This window comes from Pseudomonas sp. PDM27, from assembly GCF_019219205.1.
Classification (GTDB): Bacteria; Pseudomonadota; Gammaproteobacteria; order Pseudomonadales; family Pseudomonadaceae; genus Aquipseudomonas; species Aquipseudomonas laurylsulfatiphila.
Genome location: NZ_JAHUWF010000004.1, coordinates 223,791 through 244,604, shown reverse-complemented (window position 1 = coordinate 244,604; position 20,814 = coordinate 223,791). Strand labels below are relative to the sequence as shown.

Annotated in this window: 17 protein-coding genes and 1 pseudogene; 8 read left to right on the top strand and 10 right to left on the bottom strand. The window is 59.3% G+C overall.

Annotated elements, in window-relative coordinates; translation table 11 throughout:
* Positions 1-14: 14 nt before the first annotated feature.
* Positions 15-962: a LysR substrate-binding domain-containing protein gene (locus KW838_RS11285; protein WP_102701103.1), complete on the bottom strand. Its 948-nt coding sequence runs from the start codon at positions 960-962 to the stop codon at positions 15-17.
* A 135-nt stretch (positions 963-1,097) separates the two neighbouring features.
* Here KW838_RS11285 and KW838_RS11280 point away from each other — a divergent pair, with 135 nt between their 5' ends.
* Entirely contained in the window at positions 1,098-2,474 is a 1,377-nt protein-coding gene (locus tag KW838_RS11280; protein ID WP_218501100.1) for an L-serine ammonia-lyase, read from the top strand.
* Positions 2,475-2,564: 90 nt separating this feature from the next.
* Here the strand turns inward: KW838_RS11280 and KW838_RS11275 are convergent, their stop codons facing one another.
* Positions 2,565-2,789, bottom strand: coding sequence for a hypothetical protein (locus KW838_RS11275; RefSeq protein WP_218501099.1), 225 nt, complete (start codon positions 2,787-2,789; stop codon positions 2,565-2,567).
* Between KW838_RS11275 and KW838_RS11270 the strand changes: the two genes are divergently transcribed.
* Complete coding sequence (locus tag KW838_RS11270; protein WP_218501098.1) at positions 2,788-3,105, top strand: DUF3509 domain-containing protein; 318 nt, start codon at positions 2,788-2,790, stop codon at positions 3,103-3,105. The two genes, KW838_RS11275 and KW838_RS11270, sit on opposite strands and share 2 nt — an antisense overlap.
* Here the strand turns inward: KW838_RS11270 and KW838_RS11265 are convergent.
* Positions 3,102-3,602, bottom strand: a complete 501-nt coding sequence (locus tag KW838_RS11265) for a phosphate-starvation-inducible protein PsiE (protein ID WP_015093539.1) — start codon at positions 3,600-3,602, stop codon at positions 3,102-3,104. The two genes, KW838_RS11270 and KW838_RS11265, sit on opposite strands and share 4 nt — an antisense overlap.
* Positions 3,603-3,878: 276 nt before the next feature.
* Here KW838_RS11265 and KW838_RS11260 point away from each other — a divergent pair.
* Positions 3,879-4,118: pseudogene (locus KW838_RS11260) on the top strand (YebG family protein); the annotation flags it as partial.
* Between the two features lie 246 nt (positions 4,119-4,364).
* On the opposite strand, the gene KW838_RS11255 reads toward KW838_RS11260, so the two are convergent.
* Positions 4,365-5,384, bottom strand: coding sequence for a Glu/Leu/Phe/Val dehydrogenase dimerization domain-containing protein (locus KW838_RS11255; protein ID WP_102701455.1), 1,020 nt, complete (start codon positions 5,382-5,384; stop codon positions 4,365-4,367).
* 183 nt (positions 5,385-5,567) lie between these two features.
* Here KW838_RS11255 and KW838_RS11250 point away from each other — a divergent pair, with 183 nt between their 5' ends.
* The gene (locus KW838_RS11250) at positions 5,568-6,371 is read left to right on the top strand and encodes a SirB1 family protein (RefSeq protein ID WP_218480057.1); all 804 of its coding nucleotides are present in this window, start codon (positions 5,568-5,570) and stop codon (positions 6,369-6,371) included.
* A 117-nt stretch (positions 6,372-6,488) separates the two neighbouring features.
* Here KW838_RS11250 and maiA read toward each other — a convergent pair whose 3' ends face one another.
* From maiA to hmgA, 3 genes are read right to left on the bottom strand one after another with little or no spacing between them, the layout of a single operon-like run.
* Positions 6,489-7,124 (bottom strand): maleylacetoacetate isomerase, encoded by a 636-nt coding sequence (gene maiA, locus KW838_RS11245; RefSeq protein ID WP_102701457.1) that lies wholly within the window; start codon positions 7,122-7,124, stop codon positions 6,489-6,491.
* 12 nt (positions 7,125-7,136) lie between these two features.
* Entirely contained in the window at positions 7,137-8,441 is a 1,305-nt protein-coding gene (gene fahA, locus KW838_RS11240; protein WP_102701458.1) for a fumarylacetoacetase, read from the bottom strand.
* A gap of 3 nt (positions 8,442-8,444) precedes the next feature.
* Positions 8,445-9,749 carry a homogentisate 1,2-dioxygenase gene (gene hmgA, locus KW838_RS11235; RefSeq protein ID WP_007970332.1) on the bottom strand — a complete coding sequence of 435 codons (1,305 nt, stop codon included), beginning with the start codon at positions 9,747-9,749 and terminating at the stop codon, positions 8,445-8,447.
* A gap of 163 nt (positions 9,750-9,912) precedes the next feature.
* On the opposite strand from hmgA, the gene KW838_RS11230 reads away from it, so the two are divergent.
* On the top strand, positions 9,913-10,710 hold the full coding sequence (locus KW838_RS11230; protein ID WP_218501097.1) for an IclR family transcriptional regulator: 798 nt from the start codon (positions 9,913-9,915) through the stop codon (positions 10,708-10,710).
* A gap of 69 nt (positions 10,711-10,779) precedes the next feature.
* Here the strand turns inward: KW838_RS11230 and KW838_RS11225 are convergent, their stop codons facing one another.
* The 3 genes from KW838_RS11225 to KW838_RS11215 form a co-directional block, all read right to left on the bottom strand.
* Positions 10,780-13,326, bottom strand: a complete 2,547-nt coding sequence (locus tag KW838_RS11225; RefSeq protein WP_218501096.1) for a LuxR C-terminal-related transcriptional regulator — start codon at positions 13,324-13,326, stop codon at positions 10,780-10,782.
* 142 nt (positions 13,327-13,468) lie between these two features.
* On the bottom strand, positions 13,469-14,839 hold the full coding sequence (locus tag KW838_RS11220; RefSeq protein WP_218501095.1) for a DUF1329 domain-containing protein: 1,371 nt from the start codon (positions 14,837-14,839) through the stop codon (positions 13,469-13,471).
* A 23-nt stretch (positions 14,840-14,862) separates the two neighbouring features.
* The gene (locus KW838_RS11215; protein WP_218501094.1) at positions 14,863-16,656 is read right to left on the bottom strand and encodes a DUF1302 domain-containing protein; all 1,794 of its coding nucleotides are present in this window, start codon (positions 16,654-16,656) and stop codon (positions 14,863-14,865) included.
* A 638-nt stretch (positions 16,657-17,294) separates the two neighbouring features.
* On the opposite strand from KW838_RS11215, the gene KW838_RS11210 reads away from it, so the two are divergent.
* From KW838_RS11210 to KW838_RS11200, 3 genes are all read left to right on the top strand, one after another.
* Positions 17,295-18,065: an N-acetylmuramoyl-L-alanine amidase gene (locus KW838_RS11210; protein ID WP_218501201.1), complete on the top strand. Its 771-nt coding sequence runs from the start codon at positions 17,295-17,297 to the stop codon at positions 18,063-18,065.
* A gap of 553 nt (positions 18,066-18,618) precedes the next feature.
* Entirely contained in the window at positions 18,619-20,526 is a 1,908-nt protein-coding gene (locus tag KW838_RS11205) for an S-type pyocin domain-containing protein (RefSeq protein WP_256358805.1), read from the top strand.
* Positions 20,523-20,780: an immunity protein gene (locus KW838_RS11200; protein ID WP_126049326.1), complete on the top strand. Its 258-nt coding sequence runs from the start codon at positions 20,523-20,525 to the stop codon at positions 20,778-20,780. Before KW838_RS11205 ends, KW838_RS11200 begins: the two co-directional genes overlap by 4 nt.
* Positions 20,781-20,814: the final 34 nt, after the last annotated feature.

Genomic DNA, 20,814 nt, shown 5'->3' with positions numbered 1-20,814 from the left:
TGCGTAACAATTGCTCACATTTGCTGCTCCCCCAACGGGTGCAGGCTGCGAAAAACTCCCGCTTCCTCCACCAACCAATCGTGCACTGCGCGCACACCCGGATGGCTCAATGCCCCCGGTGCGTAAAGCAGCATGTAGCGCTTGTGGTTGGGCACCGCCAGACCAAACGGCACGATCAACGCCCCGCGTTCCAGCTCATCATTGAGCAAGGTTCGTCGGGCAATCGCCACCCCCATCCCGGCGATGGCCGCTTCGATGGTCAGGTGATTGCGATTGAAGGTATGCCCGCGACGCACATCCGCCCCTTCGAAGCCGATGGCGTTGAGGTAAAACTCCCATTCCGCATATTCGTAGCTGCCGCGCCAGGCGGTGATGTCGTGCAGCAAAGGAAAGTGCATCAGGTCTGCCGGACCGTGAAGCGGCGGACGCCCCCGCAACAGGCTCGGCGCACACACCGGAAAAATCTGTTCATCGAGCAAGGCTGTGGATAACAGGCCCGGGTAGCTGCCGTCGTTCAGGTCGATTGCCAGGTCGAAGTCGCCTTCATGCAACGGCACGCTGCTGTCCTCGGCCACCAGGCGCAACTGGATGTCCGGAAAACGCTGCTGCAAGCGCGGCAGGCGCGGCGTCAGCCATTTGCTCAGGAACGACGGAATCGAACGCACCCGCAGAATCCCGCTGATCATGCCCGCATCCAGTCGGCGCAATTCCGCGTCGATGTTGCCAAAAGCCTCGTTGACGGTAATGGCCAGGCGCTGGCCCTCGGCGCTCAGCTCCACGCCACGGGCGCGGCGGTGAAACAGGCGAAAGCCCAGGCGTTCTTCCAACTGGCGGATCTGCTGGCTGACCGCCCCCGGTGTGATGTGCAGTTCTTCGGCGCAGCGGGTGAACGACAGGTGCCGCGCGGCACAGGCAAATACGTTCAGCCAGACGTAGGTCTGGGCATGTAATTGACGGCTCATCGTTTAGTCCTGCTAAAGGATGTCTTAGGAAATTTCGTTGGTCACGTAGGACCTTGGCGGGCAGTATCGCCGACATAGCGCTTGTCCTACAAAAATGGCGGCGATTTCTCTTCCATTACTTGTACAGGCTTTAGCATGGCTATCAGTGTTTTCGATCTCTTCAAAGTCGGCATCGGCCCGTCCAGTTCCCATACTGTCGGTCCGATGCGCGCCGCCGCGACCTTCGCTCAACAACTGCTCGAACAGGGTTTTCTGACGGACGTGCGACGCGTGGAGATTCGCCTTTACGGCTCTCTGTCGGCGACCGGCGTCGGTCACGCAACGGACCGCGCCTGCGTCATGGGCTTGATGGGCGAATGGCCCGACAAAATCGATCCCACCACCATCGACAGCCGCATTCACACCCTGCGCGAAACCGGCAAATTGCGTCTGGCAGGCGTTGCGGACATTGCCTTCGACTGGCACCGCGATCTCCTGTTGCTTGACGAGAGCCTGCCCTACCACCCCAATGCCATGTCCCTGACGGCTTTCAGTGAAACCGGCGAGCTGTTCGAGCAAACCTATTACTCGGTGGGCGGCGGTTTCATCATCGAAGCGGCCGAAGCCGAGTCCGGGATCGCACCGGCCGGCGATGTGGTGCTGCCTTACGATTTCTCCAGCGCCGCCGAACTGCTCAAGCTGTGCAACGAGCACGGGCTGCGGGTCAGTGAGCTGATGATGGCCAACGAACGGGCATGGCGTGGGGATGCCGAGATTCGCGAGGGCCTGCTGCATATCTGGTCGGTGATGCGCGAATGCGTCGAGCAGGGCTTGCGTCACGAAGGCATCCTGCCCGGCGGTCTGAATGTTCCACGCCGAGCGGCGAAACTGCATCGCAGCCTGCAGGAAATCGGCAAGCCGAATGTCATCACCTCCACCTTGTCGGCGATGGAATGGGTCAACCTGTACGCCCTGGCCGTGAACGAAGAAAACGCGGCAGGCGGGCGCATGGTCACGGCACCGACCAACGGGGCAGCGGGCATCATTCCGGCGGTGCTGCATTACTACATGAAATTCAATGCCGATGCGTCCGACGACGACGTGGTCGCGTTCTTCCTGGGCGCAGCCGCCGTTGGCATCCTGTGCAAGAAAAACGCATCGATCTCCGGGGCCGAAGTCGGCTGCCAGGGCGAAGTCGGCTCTGCCTGCGCCATGGCCGCCGCGGGGTTGGCAGAGGTGCTGGGAGCAAGCCCGGAACAGTTGGAAAACGCCGCCGAAATCGGCCTGGAACACAATCTCGGCCTGACCTGCGACCCGGTTGGCGGTCTGGTGCAAGTGCCGTGCATCGAACGCAACGCAATCGCCGCCGTGAAAGCCATCAACGCCACGCAAATGGCCCTGCGCGGTGATGGCAAGCACTTCATTTCCCTGGACCGGGTGATCCGCACCATGCGCGACACCGGAGCCGACATGCACGACAAGTACAAAGAGACGTCACGGGGCGGACTGGCGGTGAACTGGGTGGAGTGCTGACCGTTTTGGTTGCACGCCCGCCGTTATTGCCCTGAAACGTGCAGAAAACGCGGCCCCCCCTGTAGGAGCGAGCTTGCTCGCGAAAAACCCTCAGGCCCCGCAAGTCATCTGGTTTGACGCGTTATCGTTGACGACCATCGCGAGCAGGCTCGCTCCTACAGAACCTGTTTTTTGTCCGACAATTTTTCCGGCATGGGCCTTGCTACTTCCCTGCTGGAACAATGATAGCGAGATGGCCGATGGTCTGGTGTTGCGAACTAATCCCGATATCGGCCGGTCAACAACTGCACGTTCAATCAGGCGGTGACGCATCATGGACAACCCTTTCCAGCTCATTACCGATGCCTTTGCAGCGGATTACCAGATCAACCTGAGCATTCAGGGCCTGGACGGCAGCATCATGCTGACCCTCTCAACCAGTGGCCGCGTGGTGGCCAAACGCATGATCAGCGCCGAACAACGCAATGACCCCCAGCGCCTCAAGCGACTGGTTCAAAGCATTCAATTCGGCATTGCCATCGAACAGGGCCACAGCGCCGTGGCCATCCTCGAATCCATGACCGCCGGCAGCGGGCGGACCTTGCCGCCCCCTCCCGTCAAAGGGCAGCTGCGCCCAACGCTCGGGCTCTAGATTTCGCCCTTTTCCACCTCAGGATGTTCACTGGAACCCGCGCCGGTCTTGCGATGCGGGTTTTCGATCTTCACCGAGGGAAATTGCGACGAAGCGTAACGCACCACCAGAATCGCAAACGCCAGCAGCAGGATCCCGCCACACAGGTAAATGATCCCCAGGTCCGGCGGGTTGTGGTGCGAAACGTTGGAAATCAGTAGCCGCGTCAGCGCGGTGATCGCCACGTAGATCAGGAAGCGCACGGGCATGTGGTTGGTCTTGAAGTAAATCCCGACCATCGCCCCCAGTTCCAGGTAGATGAACAGCAGCAGGATGTCATCGATCTTGATGTGCCCCTCTTCGATCATCCCGAGAAACTCCATCACCGCCGCCCACGCGGTCACCGCACCGATGGCGAACAGCGCCAGGTAATGAAAGGTCTCGACGAACAGATTGCCCAGGGACTCGGCCAGTTCATGCACGCTCTGCCGCAGTTTTTCGGCCCAGTTGATTTTCACGATGATGCTTCCTTAGGTCGGCTCGACCGGATGATGCGGGTTGGACGTGACGGTTGTTCTGCATGCAGAAAAAAGGCCAGCCCATGATGGCGAGCCGTTCCGGATTGCGCGCCGTGGCGTTTGGTCGCACCTGTGCAGCGCCTCGCCTGACAAATGTCGAAACCGGTCTACATTAAAAAGCCACTACCCAAAAGACAGGGTTTCGCTTATTCTTTAGCTGTATATAGATACAGTAGTCGAAACCGACAACCAATGTGAAGGCATGTGAGGTGGTGAATGGCCGTCGAAGTGGTATACCGCAGCAGCCGAGATCTGGAGCGCTTGTTCATGGATAAAGCCGAAGCTGACCGTCATGACAAAATGCTCGAACTGGCCGAATTGCTGGCTGAAGTGTTGCAAAAAGCCGTTCCGTCCCTGACCGAGCAGCAAGTGGAAGAAGCCGGGATCTACATGGCGAAGAATCGCGATGTGTTCGCCAAGGCGTTCAAGAGTCAGCCGGACGCCCTGTCCGAACTGCTTGCGGCACCTGTTGAAGTCGCCGAGCCGGTTGCAGTGCCCGCTCCTGTGGAAGAGGCAAACGCTGAGCCGGTTGCCCCGGCCAAGCCAGCCAAGGCTGCGAAAACAGCAAAATAAGCGACACCCGAATTGAATAGGCCCTGAGTCCGATGGAGTCAGGGCCTTTTTCATGTCCGAAGATCAAAAGATCGCAGCCTTCGGCAGCTCCCTGTAGGAGCTGCCGAAGGCTGCGATCTTTTGATCTTATTATCGATACAGCACCTTTTCCGCCAACTCGTCCGCCACCCGTGCCGGCGAACGTTTTTCCGCCTGGGCGTGGGCAAACACCTCGGTCAGGCGCGAGCTGATTTTCGACAGGTGTGCGGTGATGGTCGACAGTTCTTCACCACGGTGCTTGAGCGACACATAGATCAACCCGCCAGCGTTGATCACGTAATCCGGTGCGTACAGGATGCCGCGACGTTCCAGTTGGTCGGCGACATCCAGATGCGTCAGCTGATTGTTAGCCGAGCCGGCCACTGCCGAGCAGCGCAGTTGCGTCACGCTGTGACTGTTCAGCACCCCGCCCAAACCGCATGGCGCAAGAATATCGCAAGGCGTGCTGAGCAGTGCATCGTTGGCGATGGGGTGAGCCCCGAGTTGCTCCATCGCCAGTTGCACCTTGCCGTGATCGATATCGCTGACCAGTAGTTCGGCCCCGGCGGCGTGCAACTGTTCTGCCAGGGCATAACCGACGTTGCCCAGGCCTTGAATGGCGACGCGCAGGCCTTCGAGGTTATCGCTGCCCAGTCGCGCCATCGCAGTGGCGCGAATGCCAGTGAATACGCCCATCGCCGCGTGCGGCGCCGGGTCACCTGCCGAGGTGGTGCTCGTGACGTGTTGGGTCTGTTGGGCGATGCAATCCATGTCCGCCACTGAGGTGCCACTGTCGATGGCCGTGATGTAGCGCCCGTCCAGCTGATTGATACAGCGCCCGAAGGCTTCGAACAGCGCGGCGCGGTTGGCCACATGAACAGGGCGAATGATCACCGCCACGCCGCCGCCCTGGGCCAGGCCCGCCAGTGCCGCCTTGTAACTCATGCCTTGGGCAAGGCGCACCGCATCCTCGACCGCAGACTCGTCGCTGGGATAGGCAAGATAACGACAACCACCCAGGGCAGGCCCCAGTCGGCTGTTATGAATGGCAATGACCGCCTTCAAGCCGGTGACCGAGTCAACGCTCAGATGCAGCGATTCAAGGCGGGTACTTTGCATGAGAGCGAACATCGTAAGGCTCCCGAATCACTTCTTGTAGACGCCAGTATAGGCTTGCGCCCGAAAATTGCAGAAGCGCACCGGAATAAGCGCGGCTGCGATGCAGGCTTTCGGAAATAACCGGAATTCGCGCTTGTACAGCACTGGACGAATGCCGGAGAGGGGACTAAAACGAGGCATTGCCCGGAGATTTTGATGACCCCGCGCCAATCGTTTTTCGCCTGCCTGCAACGTTCACCGCCCGCGCTGTTCGAGGCCGCGCTATGGATTGCGGTCGAGCATGACGGTGACGTGAAGCCCCAAGCGGTACTGGCCGATTTCCAGGAGTTGCAGCAACGGGTCAGCGGTGGCTTGCCGATGCTGCCGGTCAGTGAACTGGCCCAACCGCTATTGCGGCGCATGAACGACCTGGGCTTTGCCCAGGACGACTTCACACCTTTGCGCCCGCAAGTGGCACTGCTCGACAAGGTACTGGAACGCCGACGAGGGCAACCCTTGACGCTGGGGTTGATTGCGCTGGAGTTGGCCAGGGGCCTGGAGATCCCCATGGTCGGGGTCAACTTTCCCGGGCATTTCCTGCTGCGGGTGCCGGGCGCCGATCATTTGCTCGATCCCTGCGGCGGCCGCCGCCTTTATCCGAACGATTGCCGAGAGTTGTTGCAGCGCCAGTATGGCCCGAACATGAAGCTCAGCGCCGACCATCTGGTCACCGCCGAGCCGGTGCAGATGCTGCAACGGCTGTCGCGCAACCTGCGCCAGTTGTACCTCTCCCACGACGACTTCATCAATGCCCTGATCGACGCCGGGCGCGTCCTGGAACTGGGCAATGCCAGCACCGCCGACTATCTGGCCCGAGCCAGTCTGTACCAACGGCTGGACTGCCCGAACGCCGAGCGTTTTGACCTGGAGCACGCACTGCTGCTCACCGACGATCCCATCCAGCGGATTCGCCTCACGGAACGGCTGGGGCATCTGCCGCCGAATGCCATCGTTCATTGATCAAAAATCATTGTGGGAGCGAGCCTGCTCGCGAAGAGGGAGTGTCAGTCAAATCAATATGACTGACATACCGCTATCGCGAGCAAGCTCGCTCCCACATTGGGTTGGTGTGAACCGTTATGGCGTATCTGGCTGATTCGCCGGATGCGCCTGGATGAACGCCGGATGCGTCGCCGCCAATGCCGCCACTCGACGAATCCGAGGATAAGCCTCAAGAGAAACATTGAAACGCTCGGCCGCGTACAGCTGCGGGATCAAATAGACGTCCGCCAGCCCCGGCTCGGGGCCGAAGCAGTAACCGTCATCACCGATCAACTGCTCTACCGTGGCCAGGCCCTGGCCGACCCAGTGACCGATCCACTCCACCACCTGCGGTTCGTCGTGACCCGACTGGCGCAGCCGATTGAGCACACTGACGTTGTGCAGCGGGTGCACATCGCAGCCGATCACTGCCGCCACGCCACGCTCATGTGCGCGGGTGGCGAGCTCCTTGGACAGCAGCGGCACCTGTGGATAACGTTCCTCCAGGTATTCGATGATCGCGGGAGACTGGATCAGCAACTCGCCTTCATCGGTACGCAAGGCCGGCACGCGGCCCTGCGGATTGATGCCCAGATAAGGTGGCTGTCGATGCTCGCCGCCCTGGGGTGCGATCAGGTTGACGGGCAGGGATTGATAATCCAGGCCCTTGAGCGCCAACGCGATACGCACCCGGTACGACGACGTCGAACGGTAGTAAGTATAGAGTTCCATGCCCCGCTCCTCTCAGCGCGCCGGCAGCACTTTGCCGCGGCACTCACCGAAACCGATGGACGCGAAACCGTCGCGGCGGCAACGGCCGCGCAGGATGATTTCGTCACCGTCCTCAAGGAACTTGCGCACCTCGCCCGAGGCCAGTTCGATCGGCTTTTTACCGCCTTCGGTAATTTCCAGCAGGCTGCCGAACTGACCGTTCTCCGGCCCCGACAAAGTGCCCGAACCGAACAGGTCACCGGCCTGCAATTGGCAGCCGTTGACGCTGTGGTGCGCGACCATTTGCGCCACGGTCCAGTACATGTGCTGTGTGTTGCTCAGGGTCAGGCGATGGGCCGGCAGGTTCTGCTCGCGCATGGCCTCGGTGAGCAGCAGCACTTCCAGTTCAATGTCGAACCCGCCAGCGGCCTGATCGCGCTTGTCGAGCAGGTACGGCAGCGGCTGCGGATCGCCTTGCGGACGCGCAGGCTGGGCACGGCGGAATGGCTCCAGCGCTTCGGCGGTGACGACCCACGGCGAGATGCTGGTGATGAAGCTTTTCGACAGGAACGGCCCCAAAGGCTGGTATTCCCAGGCCTGGATGTCCCGTGCCGACCAGTCGTTGAGCAGGCAGAAACCGGCGATGTGATCGGCAGCGTCGCCGATGGCAATCGAGTCGCCCATATCGTTGCCCTGGCCGATCCAGATGCCCAGTTCCAGTTCGTAGTCCAGGCGTGCGCAAGGGCCGAACGTCGGTTCGCTCTGACCGGCCGGCAACGTCTGGCCTTTCGGGCGGCGGACGTCGGTACCGGACGGGCGAATGGTCGATGCACGACCGTGGTAGCCGATTGGCACGTACTTGTAGTTCGGCAGCAACGGGTTGTCGGGACGGAACAGTTTGCCGACGTTCTGCGCGTGCTCGATGCCGACGTAGAAGTCGGTGTAGTCATTGATTTTTGCCGGCAGGTGCATCTCGCAATCCGCCGCCAGCGGCAGCAGTTTTGCGCCCTGGGCTTCGATCTTGCCGTGCAGGGTGCTACCCTCGGCGAACAGTTCCAGCAAACGCTCGCGCAACGCGACGCGAGCCTCACGCCCCAGTTCGAAGAAGGCATTCAACTGACCGCCAAGGGTCGCTTCGACCGCTGCTTTCGCAGCGCCATCGAACAAACCGGCCTCAAGGGCCGCTTGCAGGTCAAAGATGTGTTCGCCAATGGCCACGCCACTGCGCGGTGCCGAGCCGTTGAGGCTGAACACGCCCAGCGGCAGGTTTTGCAGGGGGAAATCCGCATGGTCGTTGGCGGATGCAACCCAGCTGCGAGTGATGGAAGTCTGCGTCATGGGTTATCTCCGGGTCGGGTCGAAAGTGGCGGGCAGCGTAGCCCAGCAGGCATCGTAAGTGTTTTGCAGTTGCGGGCAATCGAGGGCGAAACGGCTCGGGCGCAACACCTGGCTGGTCTCGAACATGAAGGCCATGGTGTTGTCGATTTTCGCCGGTTTGAGGTCCGCGTTGATCGCTTTGGTGCAAGTCTCTCCGTCGGGGCCATGGGCGCTCATGCAACTGTGCAAGGACGCACCGCCGGGCACAAAGCCTTCGGCCTTGGCGTCGTATTCGCCCTGGATCAAACCCATGAATTCGTTCATCAGGTTGCGATGGAACCAAGGTGGACGGAAGGTTTTCTCGGCCACCATCCAGCGCGGCGGAAAAATCACGAAGTCGAGGTTGGCCAGGCCGTGGACACTGGTCGGCGAGGTCAGCACGGTGAAGATCGAAGGATCAGGGTGATCGAAACTGACGGTGCCGATGGTGTTGAAACGGCGCAGGTCATATTTGTACGGCACGTTGTTACCGTGCCAGGCAACCACGTTGAGCGGTGAATGATTGAGCTCGCACGCCCACAGCTGTCCGAGGAATTTCTGCACCAGCGTGGTGGGTTGTTGCAGGTTCTCGTAGGCCGCCACCGGGGTCAGGAAGTCCCGCGGATTGGCCAGGCCATTGCTGCCAATCGGCCCCAGGTCCGGCAGACGCAGCGGCGCGCCATGGTTTTCGGCGACATAACCACGGGCCTGCGGGTCGAGCAGCTCGATGCGGAATTTAAGGCCACGTGGCAGCACGGCAATTTCCAGCGGTTCCAGTTCAAGCACGCCCAGTTCGGTGGCAATGCGCAGGCGCCCCAGTTCAGGCACCAGCAACATCTCGCCGTCGGCGTTGAAGAACACACGCTCCATGGAACGGTTCGCGCGGTAGTTGTAGATGCTGATACCGGCCGGTTTTTCCGCGCCCGAGTTGGCGGCCATGCTCACCAGGCCGTCGATGAAATCGGTCGGCTCGGCGGGAATGTCCAGCGGGTTCCAGCGCAGGCGGTTGGGGGTCACCTCACCCAGCGGGCCGCCGGCCAGTTGCCGGTCCAGCTTGACGAATGCCGGGTGATTGGCCGACGGCTGAATGCGGTACATCCACGTCCGCCGCGCCTCGCTGCGCGGCATGGTGAACGCCGTGCCGGAAAACAGCTCGGTGTAGAGACCGTACGGGGCTTTTTGCGGGGAGTTCTGGCCGACAGGCAGTGCGCCGGGCAAGGCTTCGCTGCTGAATTCGTTGCCGAAGCCTGACAGGTAGGCCAGCGCTGGCATCGTTGAATCGGGGTTCATGGAGCCTCCTGAACAGGGAGTCGGCAGTGGCCGCTCGCTCTGCTGCAGAGGTCGAGGCACGCCTGGGTTATTTTTATCGTAATTTGATTACGCATAACGTAATTTGATTGGTATTGACCGTCAAGCTATAAAGACGCCCATTCGTCCCGGGATCCCAGCCACCATGGAAAAAACCAGCGACAACAACGGTAAACAGAAAGTCCGCTCGGCCGAGGTGGGCACTGACATCCTCAAGGCTCTGGCCGAGTTGTCGCCTTCGACTTCGCTGTCGCGCCTGGCCGAACACGTGCAGATGCCGGCGAGCAAGGTCCACCGCTATTTGCAGGCGCTGATCGCCAGCGGGTTTGCAGAACAGAACGCAGCGACCAACCATTACGGCCTGGGCCGTGAAGCCTTGCGCGTGGGGTTGGCAGCACTCAACAGTATGGACGTGCTGAAAGTCGCCGCCCTGCCCCTGGCCGAGCTGCGCGACGACTTGAACGAAACCTGCTTTCTGGCGGTTTGGGGCAATCAGGGCGCGACCGTGGTGCACATCGAGCCGGCAGTGCGTGCGGTGACGGTGGTGACACAACTGGGCTCAGTGCTGCCGCTGCTCAGTTCTTCGACGGGACTGGTATTTGGCGCCTACCTGCCGAAACGCGAGACCGAGGATCTGCGCGTGCAGGAATTGCAGGCCCACGCAGCCCATGTGCTGGCAGACGATCAGGCCTACGCGACCCAGTGCGAACAAATCCGCGCACGCGGTTTGCACCATGTACATGGTTTGCTGCTGCCAGGGGTGGATGCCTTGTCGGCACCGGTGTTCAACGCGATGGGCAGAGTGGTTGCCGTGCTGACAGTGGTGGGGCCGACTTCGTTGTTCCATGCCGATGAAAACGGACCGGCGGCGCAAAGCCTGTTATCCGCCAGCCGTGCGGTGAGCTGGCGCATGGGTCATGAACCCGCCGCCTCCGCAACCTGATTGCGACAGCTGTGCCAACCAGGCAGGGTTGGCATGCCTTTAATTCATTTCAAAACCAAAAACCAACACTTAACAAACCTGCATTATCAACCCCAACTTTTTCGCCATGGCAACTGCCTGTGTGCGTCGCTCCACACCCAACTTGCTGTGAATGCGCCGGGCATGGGTTTTCACCGTATGCAACGAAATGAACAGTTGTTCGGCGATTTGCTGATTGGAGTTGCCTTGGGCGATCAGGTCGAGCACTTCAAGCTCTCGCCCGCTCAGCAAACTGACATCGGTGCCCCTGTCGACCACTGGCGCCGCTCCCTGTAGACGACAGATCAGACCCGGCTGGCGCAAATTCAGATCACGCAATGCCTGTTGCCCATGACAACGCTTCACCAAGGCCAGTCCAGCCTCCAGTGCGGCATGAGCCATGTCCGGCTCGCCCGTCAGGTCCGCCACTTCGCAGATTGCCAATTGCAACTCCGTTTCCAGCGCCAGCATGGCCTGTTGTTGCGCCTGCTTGAGTAACGCCTTGAGGCGATCCAATGGACATTGCGCCAATTGAAGTTGAGTCTCGGCCAACACCAACTGGTATTCGATACGCGCAATCAGTTGCAGCGTGGCGGGTGGTGCCTGGCGTGCATGGGCCCCGCGATAATGACGCAAGACTCGGGTCAGCGCTTCCCGGACCAACTCCGGGCGCCCTTGTTGCAGCCAGAAATGACTGCTGATTTGCAGCAGTACGCTGCGATACACCGTGTCGGGGATCTGCCGTTGCTGCATCAACCGTTCGGCTTCGCGCAGACGATCAAACGCATGGGCATAATCGCGCTGGTTGGCGGCCATCTGCGCTTGCCCGAGAAAGCCATACAGCGCGTGCTTGTCCTGGCTTTGCAGACAGTCCTCCAGGCCGGACTGGAAGAAACCGGCGGCCAGCTCATCTTGTCCCTGACAGAGAGCCAAGCGTCCTCGCCGCAGGGCAATTCGTCCCAACAGCGGCGTCGGTCGATCAGCCTCTCGAGACAACAGCGCAACAGTATCAGCCAACAAGCTCTCGGCGCGTCGGGGCGCTCCGCGCATCTCCAGCAACTGCGCATGATCGAGTTCAAGCAGCCCTTCGAACAACAGGGAGCCTTGGGCGCGCGCCAGGCACAGTGCCTCACGATTGAACGTCTGCGCCACATCGAGTTCGGCGTTGAGTAACGCCTGCTGGGTCAGTCCTGACAGGCACAACACTCGCGCCGGCCAGGCATCGACGCCCAGCTCGGCCAGCGCTTCGAGAAAGTGCCCGCGGGCCGCCTCCATACGACCTTGCAAATGCAGCAGCCAGCCCTGTTGCGCCTGCCAGCGTGCCAGCAGTTGCCGTTGCAGCGCCTGCGTAGGCTGCGGGGTAAATCGTGCCAGTTGCTCGATACACGCGGCGGCAGGATCGAAACGTCCGGCAAACAACAACGCCGCGCTGACCAGTCCTACCAATTGCGGCGTAACAAGGGTCAACTCAGCCTGTTGACGCTCGTGGAGTTTCAACAACAGACAGACATTTTCGCGCCGGAACAAATGTTCGAGGCTGAAGTGCTGCAACAGACTGACCGCCACTTCGAACTCCTGCGCCAACAGCGCCTGCTCGAACGCACCTTGCCAGTCCTCTTCGGCGCTGAACCATTGGCACGCGCGGCGATGCCAGGATCGCCCGGCCGGGGTCGGCTCTTCAGCCATTGCCCGGGCAAGTGGCTCGAAGATCCGCAACCACTCGACGGAGTCTTCCCAAGGCTCAATGAAGCAGCCCATGTCCTGCAACGCGTGCAGCCACTGCGCGCCCTCTCCCGTACCGAAAAGATGCTCGCACAAGCTGGCGTTGAAGCGTGGCAGATGAACCAACACCTGCCAGACCTCAACCAACTCCGGCGGCAAGGTGTTGAACAACTCGTGCTGCAGATAATCGAGCAACGTTGCCGAACGCCCCTGCTCACCCGACCACGGGCAACCATTGAGTAACGCGATCCGCACGCCAGCGCACCAGCCACCGCTACGCTCAACCACCCTCCTGGCGGTCCGGGCCGCCAGGGTCGGCTCGACATGACCGAGCAACTGCCCGACCTCGGCCTCGGTAAACGCCAGCGCCCGGCCTTCGCACTCGTACACCTCATCATCGAGCAGCAGCCGCGGCCAGTTGCAGGAGGGTCGACGACGGGAACCCAGCCACCAGGTCAGCGCCGGGTTGGCGACGGCCAACAGGCGATCGAGCATCCGGTCGAGTTCCGGGTTGGGTGCACGGCAGTAATCATCCAGGAACAGCCAGGTCGGCGTCTGTAATCGGGCCAGATGCGTCAGCAGCCCGGGCTCATCCGCCGAGGGCAGATCCAGCGCTTGCGTCAGGCGCAACAGAAAATCGGCAGCACTCAACGACGCCCCCGCCAGCGGCAGCCAACAGACCCGACAGTGCTCCGGCGCCCGCAGCAGGCATTCGCTGAGCAACGCGCTCTTGCCACTGCCGGGCGGTGCGCAAAGCAACTTCACCCTCGCGGTTGACACCAGCATGGGCTCGACCAGCCGCTCGCGGGACAGATGATGGGACGACAGTCGGGGCACAAGGCCAGGGCGGTCCGGACAGTGCGTCATTGCAGTCATTGTGATGCGCCTTTTTTTATAATTCTGGCGCCACCCTAGACCCCTCCCGAGCGCTTGTTGAAGAAGTATTCAACACACTGATCGCCCCCTATAAAAAAGGTGACCGCAAAGTCACCCTTTTGTGTAGGAGCCTGTAGGAAACCTACCTGACCCCCGTGCTACGCAAGGCTGCCGGTGTGTAGTCCCCCGCTTTTGCATCGATGTTGAACTCGAAGCTGCGCTTTTCTTCGTTCTTCATTCCCAGTGCGATGTAGCGACCGGCAATCAGGTCATACAGCGCTTCGACGGTATAGGCCGGCACCTGGTGATCGTAGTAGAACTGGGCATGCCCTTCGGCGACGCGCCAGAGCTGTCCACGCCCGTCGTAGTGGTCGGCCAGCGCCACCTGCCAGCTGTCTTCGTCGATGTACATGTGGCGCTTGGCGTACACGTGCCGCTCGCTCGGCTTGACCGTGGCGACGACCTCCCAGACCCGGTGCAACTCATAGCGGGTCAGGTCCTGGTTGATGTGCCCGGCCTTGATCACATCGGTGTACTTGAGGTCTGGCGAGTCGAGCTTGTAGCTGTTGTAGGGAATGTACATTTCCTTCTTGCCGATCAGCTTCCAGTCGTAGCGATCCGGCGCGCCGGAAAACATGTCGAAGTTGTCGGTGGTGCGCAGGCCATCGGATGAGGTGCCGACACCGTCATAGGCGACCTGCGGCGCACGCCGTACCCGACGCTGGCCGGCGTTGTAGATCCAGGCCTTGCGCGGTTCCTTGACCTGATCGAGCGTCTCGTGAACCAGCAACACGTTGCCCGCCAGCCGCGCCGGTGCGGTCACTTCCTGCTTGAAGTAGTTGAGCACGTTATCGTCGCTACCCGGTTTCAGATCACCGAGCAACGACGGCACGGCGACTTCGTCCTTGAAGCGGATCACCGTGAAATCACCATTGGACTGCGGTGTCGCCTGGGTGATGGTGCGACGCAGATTGCCGCCGTGGTAACGGGTGACGTGGTTCCAGATCACTTCCACGCCATTCTTCGGAATCGGGAACGCGTAGTAGCGATTGCCGGTGAAGTTGGCCAGACCGTTACCGTCGTTGATCGGTGTTACGTTCAGTGCACTGCGCTTGGCCGACTCATAGATTTCTGCCGGTAACGCCACGGTGCGGTGGCTGGGATAGACCGGAATCTTGTAAGTCTCAGGATAGCGTTTGAACATCGCGATCTGGCCGTCGGAAAGCTTGTCCTTATACTGGTCGACGGTCGCTGCGGTGATCACGAACAATGGCTTTTCGTTGGCGAACGGGTCGGCCAGGAAACCTTTGCTGTCCACCGCGCCAGCGTTTTTCGGGATGCCACCGGTCCAGGCCGGAATCGAACCATCGGCATTGCCGGCCTTCTCGGCACCGAGCGGGGTCAGGCTGGTGCCGAGCTTGTTGGCTTCTTCCGGCGAAACCGCGGCCATCACCTTGGCGGCCAGCAGACTCAGAGCCAGAACGGTGCCCAATTGCAGAATCATCTTGCGCATTGAATTCATCCTTTTCAGCCAGATCAGAAGTTCACACCAAAGCTCAACGCCACGAAGTCCCGGTCAGTGAGGACGTTGTAGTCCCCACCGAAAAAATCGGTGTAACTGAGGCTCGCGGTATAGGTGTTGCGATAGTCCGCATCGACACCGAGGCTGATGGCCTTGGCGCCTTCGTTGAACAGGCCGTTGGGGCCATAGCCGGAGACGTCGTGGGACCACGAGAGATTGGGCCTGACGTTGATCCCGGCGATGAGGTTGTTGTAGTCGAGGATGGCCCGGGCGCGATAACCCCATGAAGTCGAGGTCACGAAGCCGCCGGTGTCGCCGCCGAAACCATACTGGCCATACACCGAGTCGCGGCCGTAGCGCAGTTTGCTGCGTGCTTCCAGGCCACCGACCCGAACCACCCCCGCCTCACCCACCAGCGTCAGGCGATCCGCACCGGCGACCTGATCGATGAAGTGCGTCAGGGAGCTCTGGATCTGCGTCACTTCCTTGCGGCGGTAACCTGTGTTGTCAGCCCCCGGTGACGTGGCGATGGGCGACGCCGCACCGCCTGCAATCGGATTGAGCATGGCCAGGGTCAGGTCATTGGTGTTGACCTGCACCGGGAGGTTGGGGCGGTAGCTGATTTCCCCGCTCCACGCAGTGCCGGTCGATAAGGTGGTGGCGAAGCTGGCGCCGTAGAGGCGGATGTCCTCCGGGTATTCGAGGTAATACTGGCCGCGACCGAGCATCACACTCTGGGCCAGGCCTGAACCGCTGCCGGGGGCGATTCGGTTGGCGGCGGCGACGATTCCCGGAAGGCTTGCCAACGTACTGAGCCCGGCGGTGGTGGTCCCGACGCTGGGGCCGCGGCTGTGGTAGTTCATGAAGTACAGGCCGTACTCGGTGTCGTCCCCCAGCCAGCGCAACGCCGTACCCCACTGTCCGGAATCCCGGGCATCACGGTCGCCGCCACGGGGAACGATCACGCCCTCTTTGCTGACCTCGAAGCCCTGGCCAAAGGCTGCAGCAATCGGCTGCAGCGGTGCAATGGCCGGGCTGGCGACGGTGTAGCCCTTGTTGCAGCCATCGGCCACCACATCGACACCAAAGAAGGTGCCGCAGTTATCGACGACCGTCTGATCCCATTCCAGTTGATAGAAGCCTTCCACGGTCAACTTCTCCGTCAGGCCCTGGGAGGCGAACAGCATGTTGACCGGGATCAGGCCCTCCTTGATCTCGGCGCCAGGGCGACGGAACGCGGACACGTCGACCGGATTGATGCTGTTGATCGAGTTGCCGATGAAGGTGCTCTCACCCCAACTGACCACCTGCTTGCCGGCACGCACCGTGCCCGGCAAATCGGCGAGGGAGTAGTTGTGATAGACGAATGCGTCGAGGATTTGTCCGCCTGAAGACTTGGCGCCTTCTTTGCGATTGTGATCGCTGATGTCCTTGAATGGGCGGCTTTCATCCTTCAGCTCGAAGTCGTACCAGTACTTGCCACGCACAAACGCACCGGTGTCGCCGTACTTCAGTTCAAGGTCGTGAATACCCTTGAAGATCTTCGAGAAGGTTTCACCTTTCTTGAAGTTCAGGCGCCCGTCGTCACCGGTCGAAGACTGACCGGAACCGCCATTGACGGTGCCTACCAGAGCATCATCCGCATCCCGCATGCCCCAACTCGCGCCGACTGACAGCGAGGAGTCGAACGTCCCCTCGATTTCCCCGATGCTGAACGAAATGGCCTGAGCCTGGGCACAGCAGCCCAATGCGACCGCGGCCGCCAGCGCCTGCGGTTTGAAGATGGCGCGCATTGTTGTTTTTGTCATGCGTCTTCCCCGGTGAGTGACAGAAGGCGTCACCCTACTGCCGGGGCACCGGGATCGATAAGCGCACCAAAGAGGTATTCGTGGTGTACCTCTAAAGGATGACTGGCACAGGGTCATCACCCGGACGTCGAGCAGCCGAATCCTGACTGTTGCCGGGGCTGCAACAGTGCATGTCGGGAATTGGTATTTTTCCTACAGCACCGAGGGCTTATTCTTACCTGACTGTCACGGAGCCTGCGCCGTGACTGAAAGATTTCAGATGCATCGAGGATTCGGTTCATCACCCCGCGTTCACTGACGTTGATTTGTAGCTCCTGATCCAACGTCTTACTTTGGCCGCTGCGTTTGCAGCGGCCTTTTTTATGGGCCTCATTTTCAGCGTGGGCACGGTCCTTTGTAGGAGCTGGCTTGTCGGGTCGCCGCATCGCAGCGATGGCCGTTAACGATAACGCGTGTGAACTGGATAAACGCGGCGCACTGGAGTCCATCGCCAGCAGGCTGGCTCCTACATTTCTTTCAGAAAGCACCTACAAGCATAGGTAAACACCTATCGCACTCGGGCCATTAAGTTGACCAGCAAGTCGGCGAACAACTTTGATCTTCGTCCGGCTTCAAACTTACTTATTGCGAGTGCAACCATGAAGCCCATCAAATACAACCATTATCGCTCAACCCGAAGCGTCAACAGTCGAATACGCTTTCTGGTTCTTCACTACACGGCCGCTGACTTTGCGAGCTCTGTCAGTGCCCTGACCGGCCCGAATGTCAGCGCGCACTATCTGGTTCCAGATATCACCGACCCCAGCTACCTGAAAGCCGGCTATACCGGGCAGGAAGTGTTCAACCTGGTGGATGAAACCCATCGCGCGTGGCACGCGGGTGTCAGTCAGTGGGGCAACCGCAGCAATCTGAATGACACGTCTATCGGCATTGAAGTGGTCAACCTGGCGACTGACAACAACGGCGAATTCACCTTCCCGCCGTATCACCCCGAGCAGATTGCCGCGATTGAACAACTGGCGCTGAACATCCTCGAGCGCTATCCGGATATCACGCCGACGCAGGTGTTGGGCCACTCCGATATTTCAATCGGCCGCAAAAGCGACCCGGGGCCGATGTTTCCCTGGAGGGCGCTGTACCTGAAAGGCGTCGGCGCCTGGTTCGATGAGGCCACTAGGGACCAGTATCTGAGCCAATACACCACATCGGGCGTTCCGGGCCGAAGCGAACTGCTGGGGCTGTTCAAGTCCTATGGATACGATGTTTCGGGCGCCTCGACGGAAGGTGGTTTTCAACAGTTGGTGCGGGCATTCCAGATGCATTTTCGCCCGGAAAAATTCGACGGAAAAATGGACGCACAGACAGCCGCCAATCTGAAGGCACTGGTATTCAAATATTTTTCCCGCTGATCGATGGCAAAGGATTTTCCAACCGACAAATGCAGCAGCCGGCAAGGTCAGTCAATGTGACCTTGCCGACACTTGAGAAGCGAACAGTTCTATCAATTTTACCATTTTAATTGGGCTTCTTACAGAATTCGGCAAATCGCTCGTACGAAACGCCTCCTGTAACCACGTAAGAAATTTCGATTTTTATAGAGAAATAACTCTTACCCTGGGAACTTCCATACATTCCTGACGTAATTACTCACAATCTTCTCAGACCATTCAAGCGCGAGTCTGCCGTAAATTAACACGCATCAAGAATTCGCGGGCGACACGGACATCACTACCAGCCGCTCTCGCGCACTTAATGCTCAGCGATTCATCAAGCACATTCAAAAAGGACATGAATATGCAGAAACCCCCACCATTGGTATTAACTGAAGCCATCCATACCACAGCAATAGCGCCTCCCAACATACCCATAATTCGCGGAACATCCCCAACCCTCCCTCACAGTGGAATGTTTGGCATTCCCCATAACGTAGTAGCTAACTCACTAGAATATAAATCTCACAGCATGAAAACTGATCGTGAGTTCCAAACGCGTACAGAACAAATAGCACAATCCATAGAGCAAGATCTGGCCGCAACGCGGTTAGAAGGCCCCACTCACCCCCTTCCTCCTGCGCAGGCTATAATTCGAGAACTAGGAATACGCAACACACTAATTGCCAGAAAAACCGCTGAAGCTCATCAAAAAACGCTACTTTCCCATCAGTTCTTTGGAGATACCCCACTCAATAAAGACTTTCATGATTACTACCGAAAAGCACAGAGCATCGATAGTAAGGTTAGCCCGAAAGGAATTGCGATGCAGGCTTGGGCCGCGTCGTACCGAGCTGCCCACGAAGCGAATTTGCTAACGCTATCAATCCAGATGCTCAACCAGCAACAAGTTGAAGTATATAAGTGGTTGGCCACCGTACAGGCCAATGATCAGGAGCAAGCCGCCGCAGCGGCAGAAGCCCAACGAATCGCTGCTGAACAGGCACGAATAAGGGCGGAATCTGAAGCACTAGCCCTTGCGCAAGAGCAGGCCCGGTTAGCCGCATTGGCAGAAGCCGAACGAGTAGCCGCCGAACAAGCCCGGATTGCCGCTGAGGCCGCCGCACGGTATATCGCGGCGGAACAGGCTCGTCGGGAAGCAGAGGCCGAAGTACAGCGTCAAGTCGAGGCGCTGCGCCTGGAAAATCAACGGCTAGCCGAGGAAGAAGCACGCCGCAATGCAATGGAGTCGCTGAACACCGCACAAACCCTTCGCCCATTTCCCGTATCGGGCGCGGCGGCGGCAAGCGATCCGGTGTTCACTGTTGCAGCGGGAACATTAGCGGTCGATGCGGCAACCACCCTCGCGATCAGGGCTGCTGTGCGCTCGGCCGCCGCCGCTGCAATCACGGCTTTGGCAGCGGTCGTCGGAACAGCTTCAGGCGTTGTGATCGTTGCTGGCGTTGCAGCACTGGGTTACTACGCGCTACGGGATAACAAAGAACCATACGCCTTGAGCGTGCCGCTCTCGGATCTCACGACCTATGATGTCGACGAGTTGTATGCCATCGCCCACACCAATGGTGAGGTCGAACTGTCGGTCGCCATGGGCTCCAAAACCATGGAAAACACCACGGAGTTCGTTGTTGCCACTGCAAATGGCACAACGGTGCCTAGCAAAGTGCCGGTGCGGCTCGCCACCTATGATCCAGGTCTGAACGTTTACAGCGTCCATCATCCCGACGCGCCTGGCGCAAGCATGACCTGGACGCCGATTGTTCGGCCGGGCGATGCATCAACGGAACTTCCGGTGAAAGAACCGAACGTTGTCGCTTACAATGGCACAACCCTCAAATCTCTCGAAGGAAGAGTCGATACATCACCTGCGCTGGATCTTTACCGCTTTGGTGGTTTCATCTGCGTGTTTCCAACTGAGTCAGGTATTGCGCCTCAGTACGTGATGTTCAGCAGTCCCTATGCAGGTGCTTCTGTCAACGGAAAATACAGCGGACGTGCTTTCAATCCAGAAGAGGCTGGTGGGCCAATACTTGATTTGGATTGGCGTACGGCCGTAATCACACAAGCAGGGATTGATACTGTAAAGTTACATATCGCGAGGCTAAATCAATCGGACGCCAACGACATCATGATTCAACGCTTGGAAAAGATCCTGAGTGGGCACCGGGAACTCACTGATATCGACTTGCGTTACTACACTCATGAAATAAGGGAGCTAGAGCGTTACAGAGCTTTCGGCTACGGCGACGACATCTCTCCCTCCGAATACTCCCCCATATGGAACAATGCACATACTGCGACCCTTGAGGACTATAAGCTTGGAAGCGAATTGACACTCCTCTACACAAAGGAAGCAATTAACGCCATGAATGCGCAAGACCAAAGAGAATACGAGAAGAACATGAGGAGCTTCGGCCAATGAACATAGTCGAGCAAATTATCAAGAATGAGCCGGTAGCAGATGTGGTTTCGCATTTCGCGCTATTTTGGCCTGCTATGCGAATTGACAGTATGTATGGAAGATACCGTCGAGATGCAATTTTAAAAGGTGAACTAGTTGACGCCTACAACTCGCTTTTCAGAGATGGGGTGCTGGCAAGCGATGAGAATGGAAAAACCATAAAAGGCCCCAACTGGAAGCCTCCGGTATTCGTAACAGAAAAACGCTACGAGTAATAATTAAAAAAGGGCCACCCAACTATCGTCAATA

Coding starts and splice junctions, on each gene's coding strand:
- KW838_RS11225 (WP_218501096.1), bottom strand. CDS start 13,326: ATGACTGCAATGACGCACTGTCCGGACCGCCCTGGCCTTGTGCCCCGA.
- fahA (WP_102701458.1), bottom strand. CDS start 8,441: ATGACGCAGACTTCCATCACTCGCAGCTGGGTTGCATCCGCCAACGAC.
- KW838_RS11275 (WP_218501099.1), bottom strand. CDS start 2,789: ATGATGCGTCACCGCCTGATTGAACGTGCAGTTGTTGACCGGCCGATA.
- KW838_RS11205 (WP_256358805.1), top strand. CDS start 18,619: ATGAAAACTGATCGTGAGTTCCAAACGCGTACAGAACAAATAGCACAA.
- maiA (WP_102701457.1), bottom strand. CDS start 7,124: ATGGAACTCTATACTTACTACCGTTCGACGTCGTCGTACCGGGTGCGT.
- KW838_RS11215 (WP_218501094.1), bottom strand. CDS start 16,656: ATGACAAAAACAACAATGCGCGCCATCTTCAAACCGCAGGCGCTGGCG.
- KW838_RS11285 (WP_102701103.1), bottom strand. CDS start 962: ATGAGCCGTCAATTACATGCCCAGACCTACGTCTGGCTGAACGTATTT.
- hmgA (WP_007970332.1), bottom strand. CDS start 9,749: ATGAACCCCGATTCAACGATGCCAGCGCTGGCCTACCTGTCAGGCTTC.
- KW838_RS11210 (WP_218501201.1), top strand. CDS start 17,295: ATGAAGCCCATCAAATACAACCATTATCGCTCAACCCGAAGCGTCAAC.
- KW838_RS11200 (WP_126049326.1), top strand. CDS start 20,523: ATGAACATAGTCGAGCAAATTATCAAGAATGAGCCGGTAGCAGATGTG.
- KW838_RS11255 (WP_102701455.1), bottom strand. CDS start 5,384: ATGTTCGCTCTCATGCAAAGTACCCGCCTTGAATCGCTGCATCTGAGC.
- KW838_RS11280 (WP_218501100.1), top strand. CDS start 1,098: ATGGCTATCAGTGTTTTCGATCTCTTCAAAGTCGGCATCGGCCCGTCC.
- KW838_RS11230 (WP_218501097.1), top strand. CDS start 9,913: ATGGAAAAAACCAGCGACAACAACGGTAAACAGAAAGTCCGCTCGGCC.
- KW838_RS11220 (WP_218501095.1), bottom strand. CDS start 14,839: ATGCGCAAGATGATTCTGCAATTGGGCACCGTTCTGGCTCTGAGTCTG.
- KW838_RS11250 (WP_218480057.1), top strand. CDS start 5,568: ATGACCCCGCGCCAATCGTTTTTCGCCTGCCTGCAACGTTCACCGCCC.
- KW838_RS11270 (WP_218501098.1), top strand. CDS start 2,788: ATGGACAACCCTTTCCAGCTCATTACCGATGCCTTTGCAGCGGATTAC.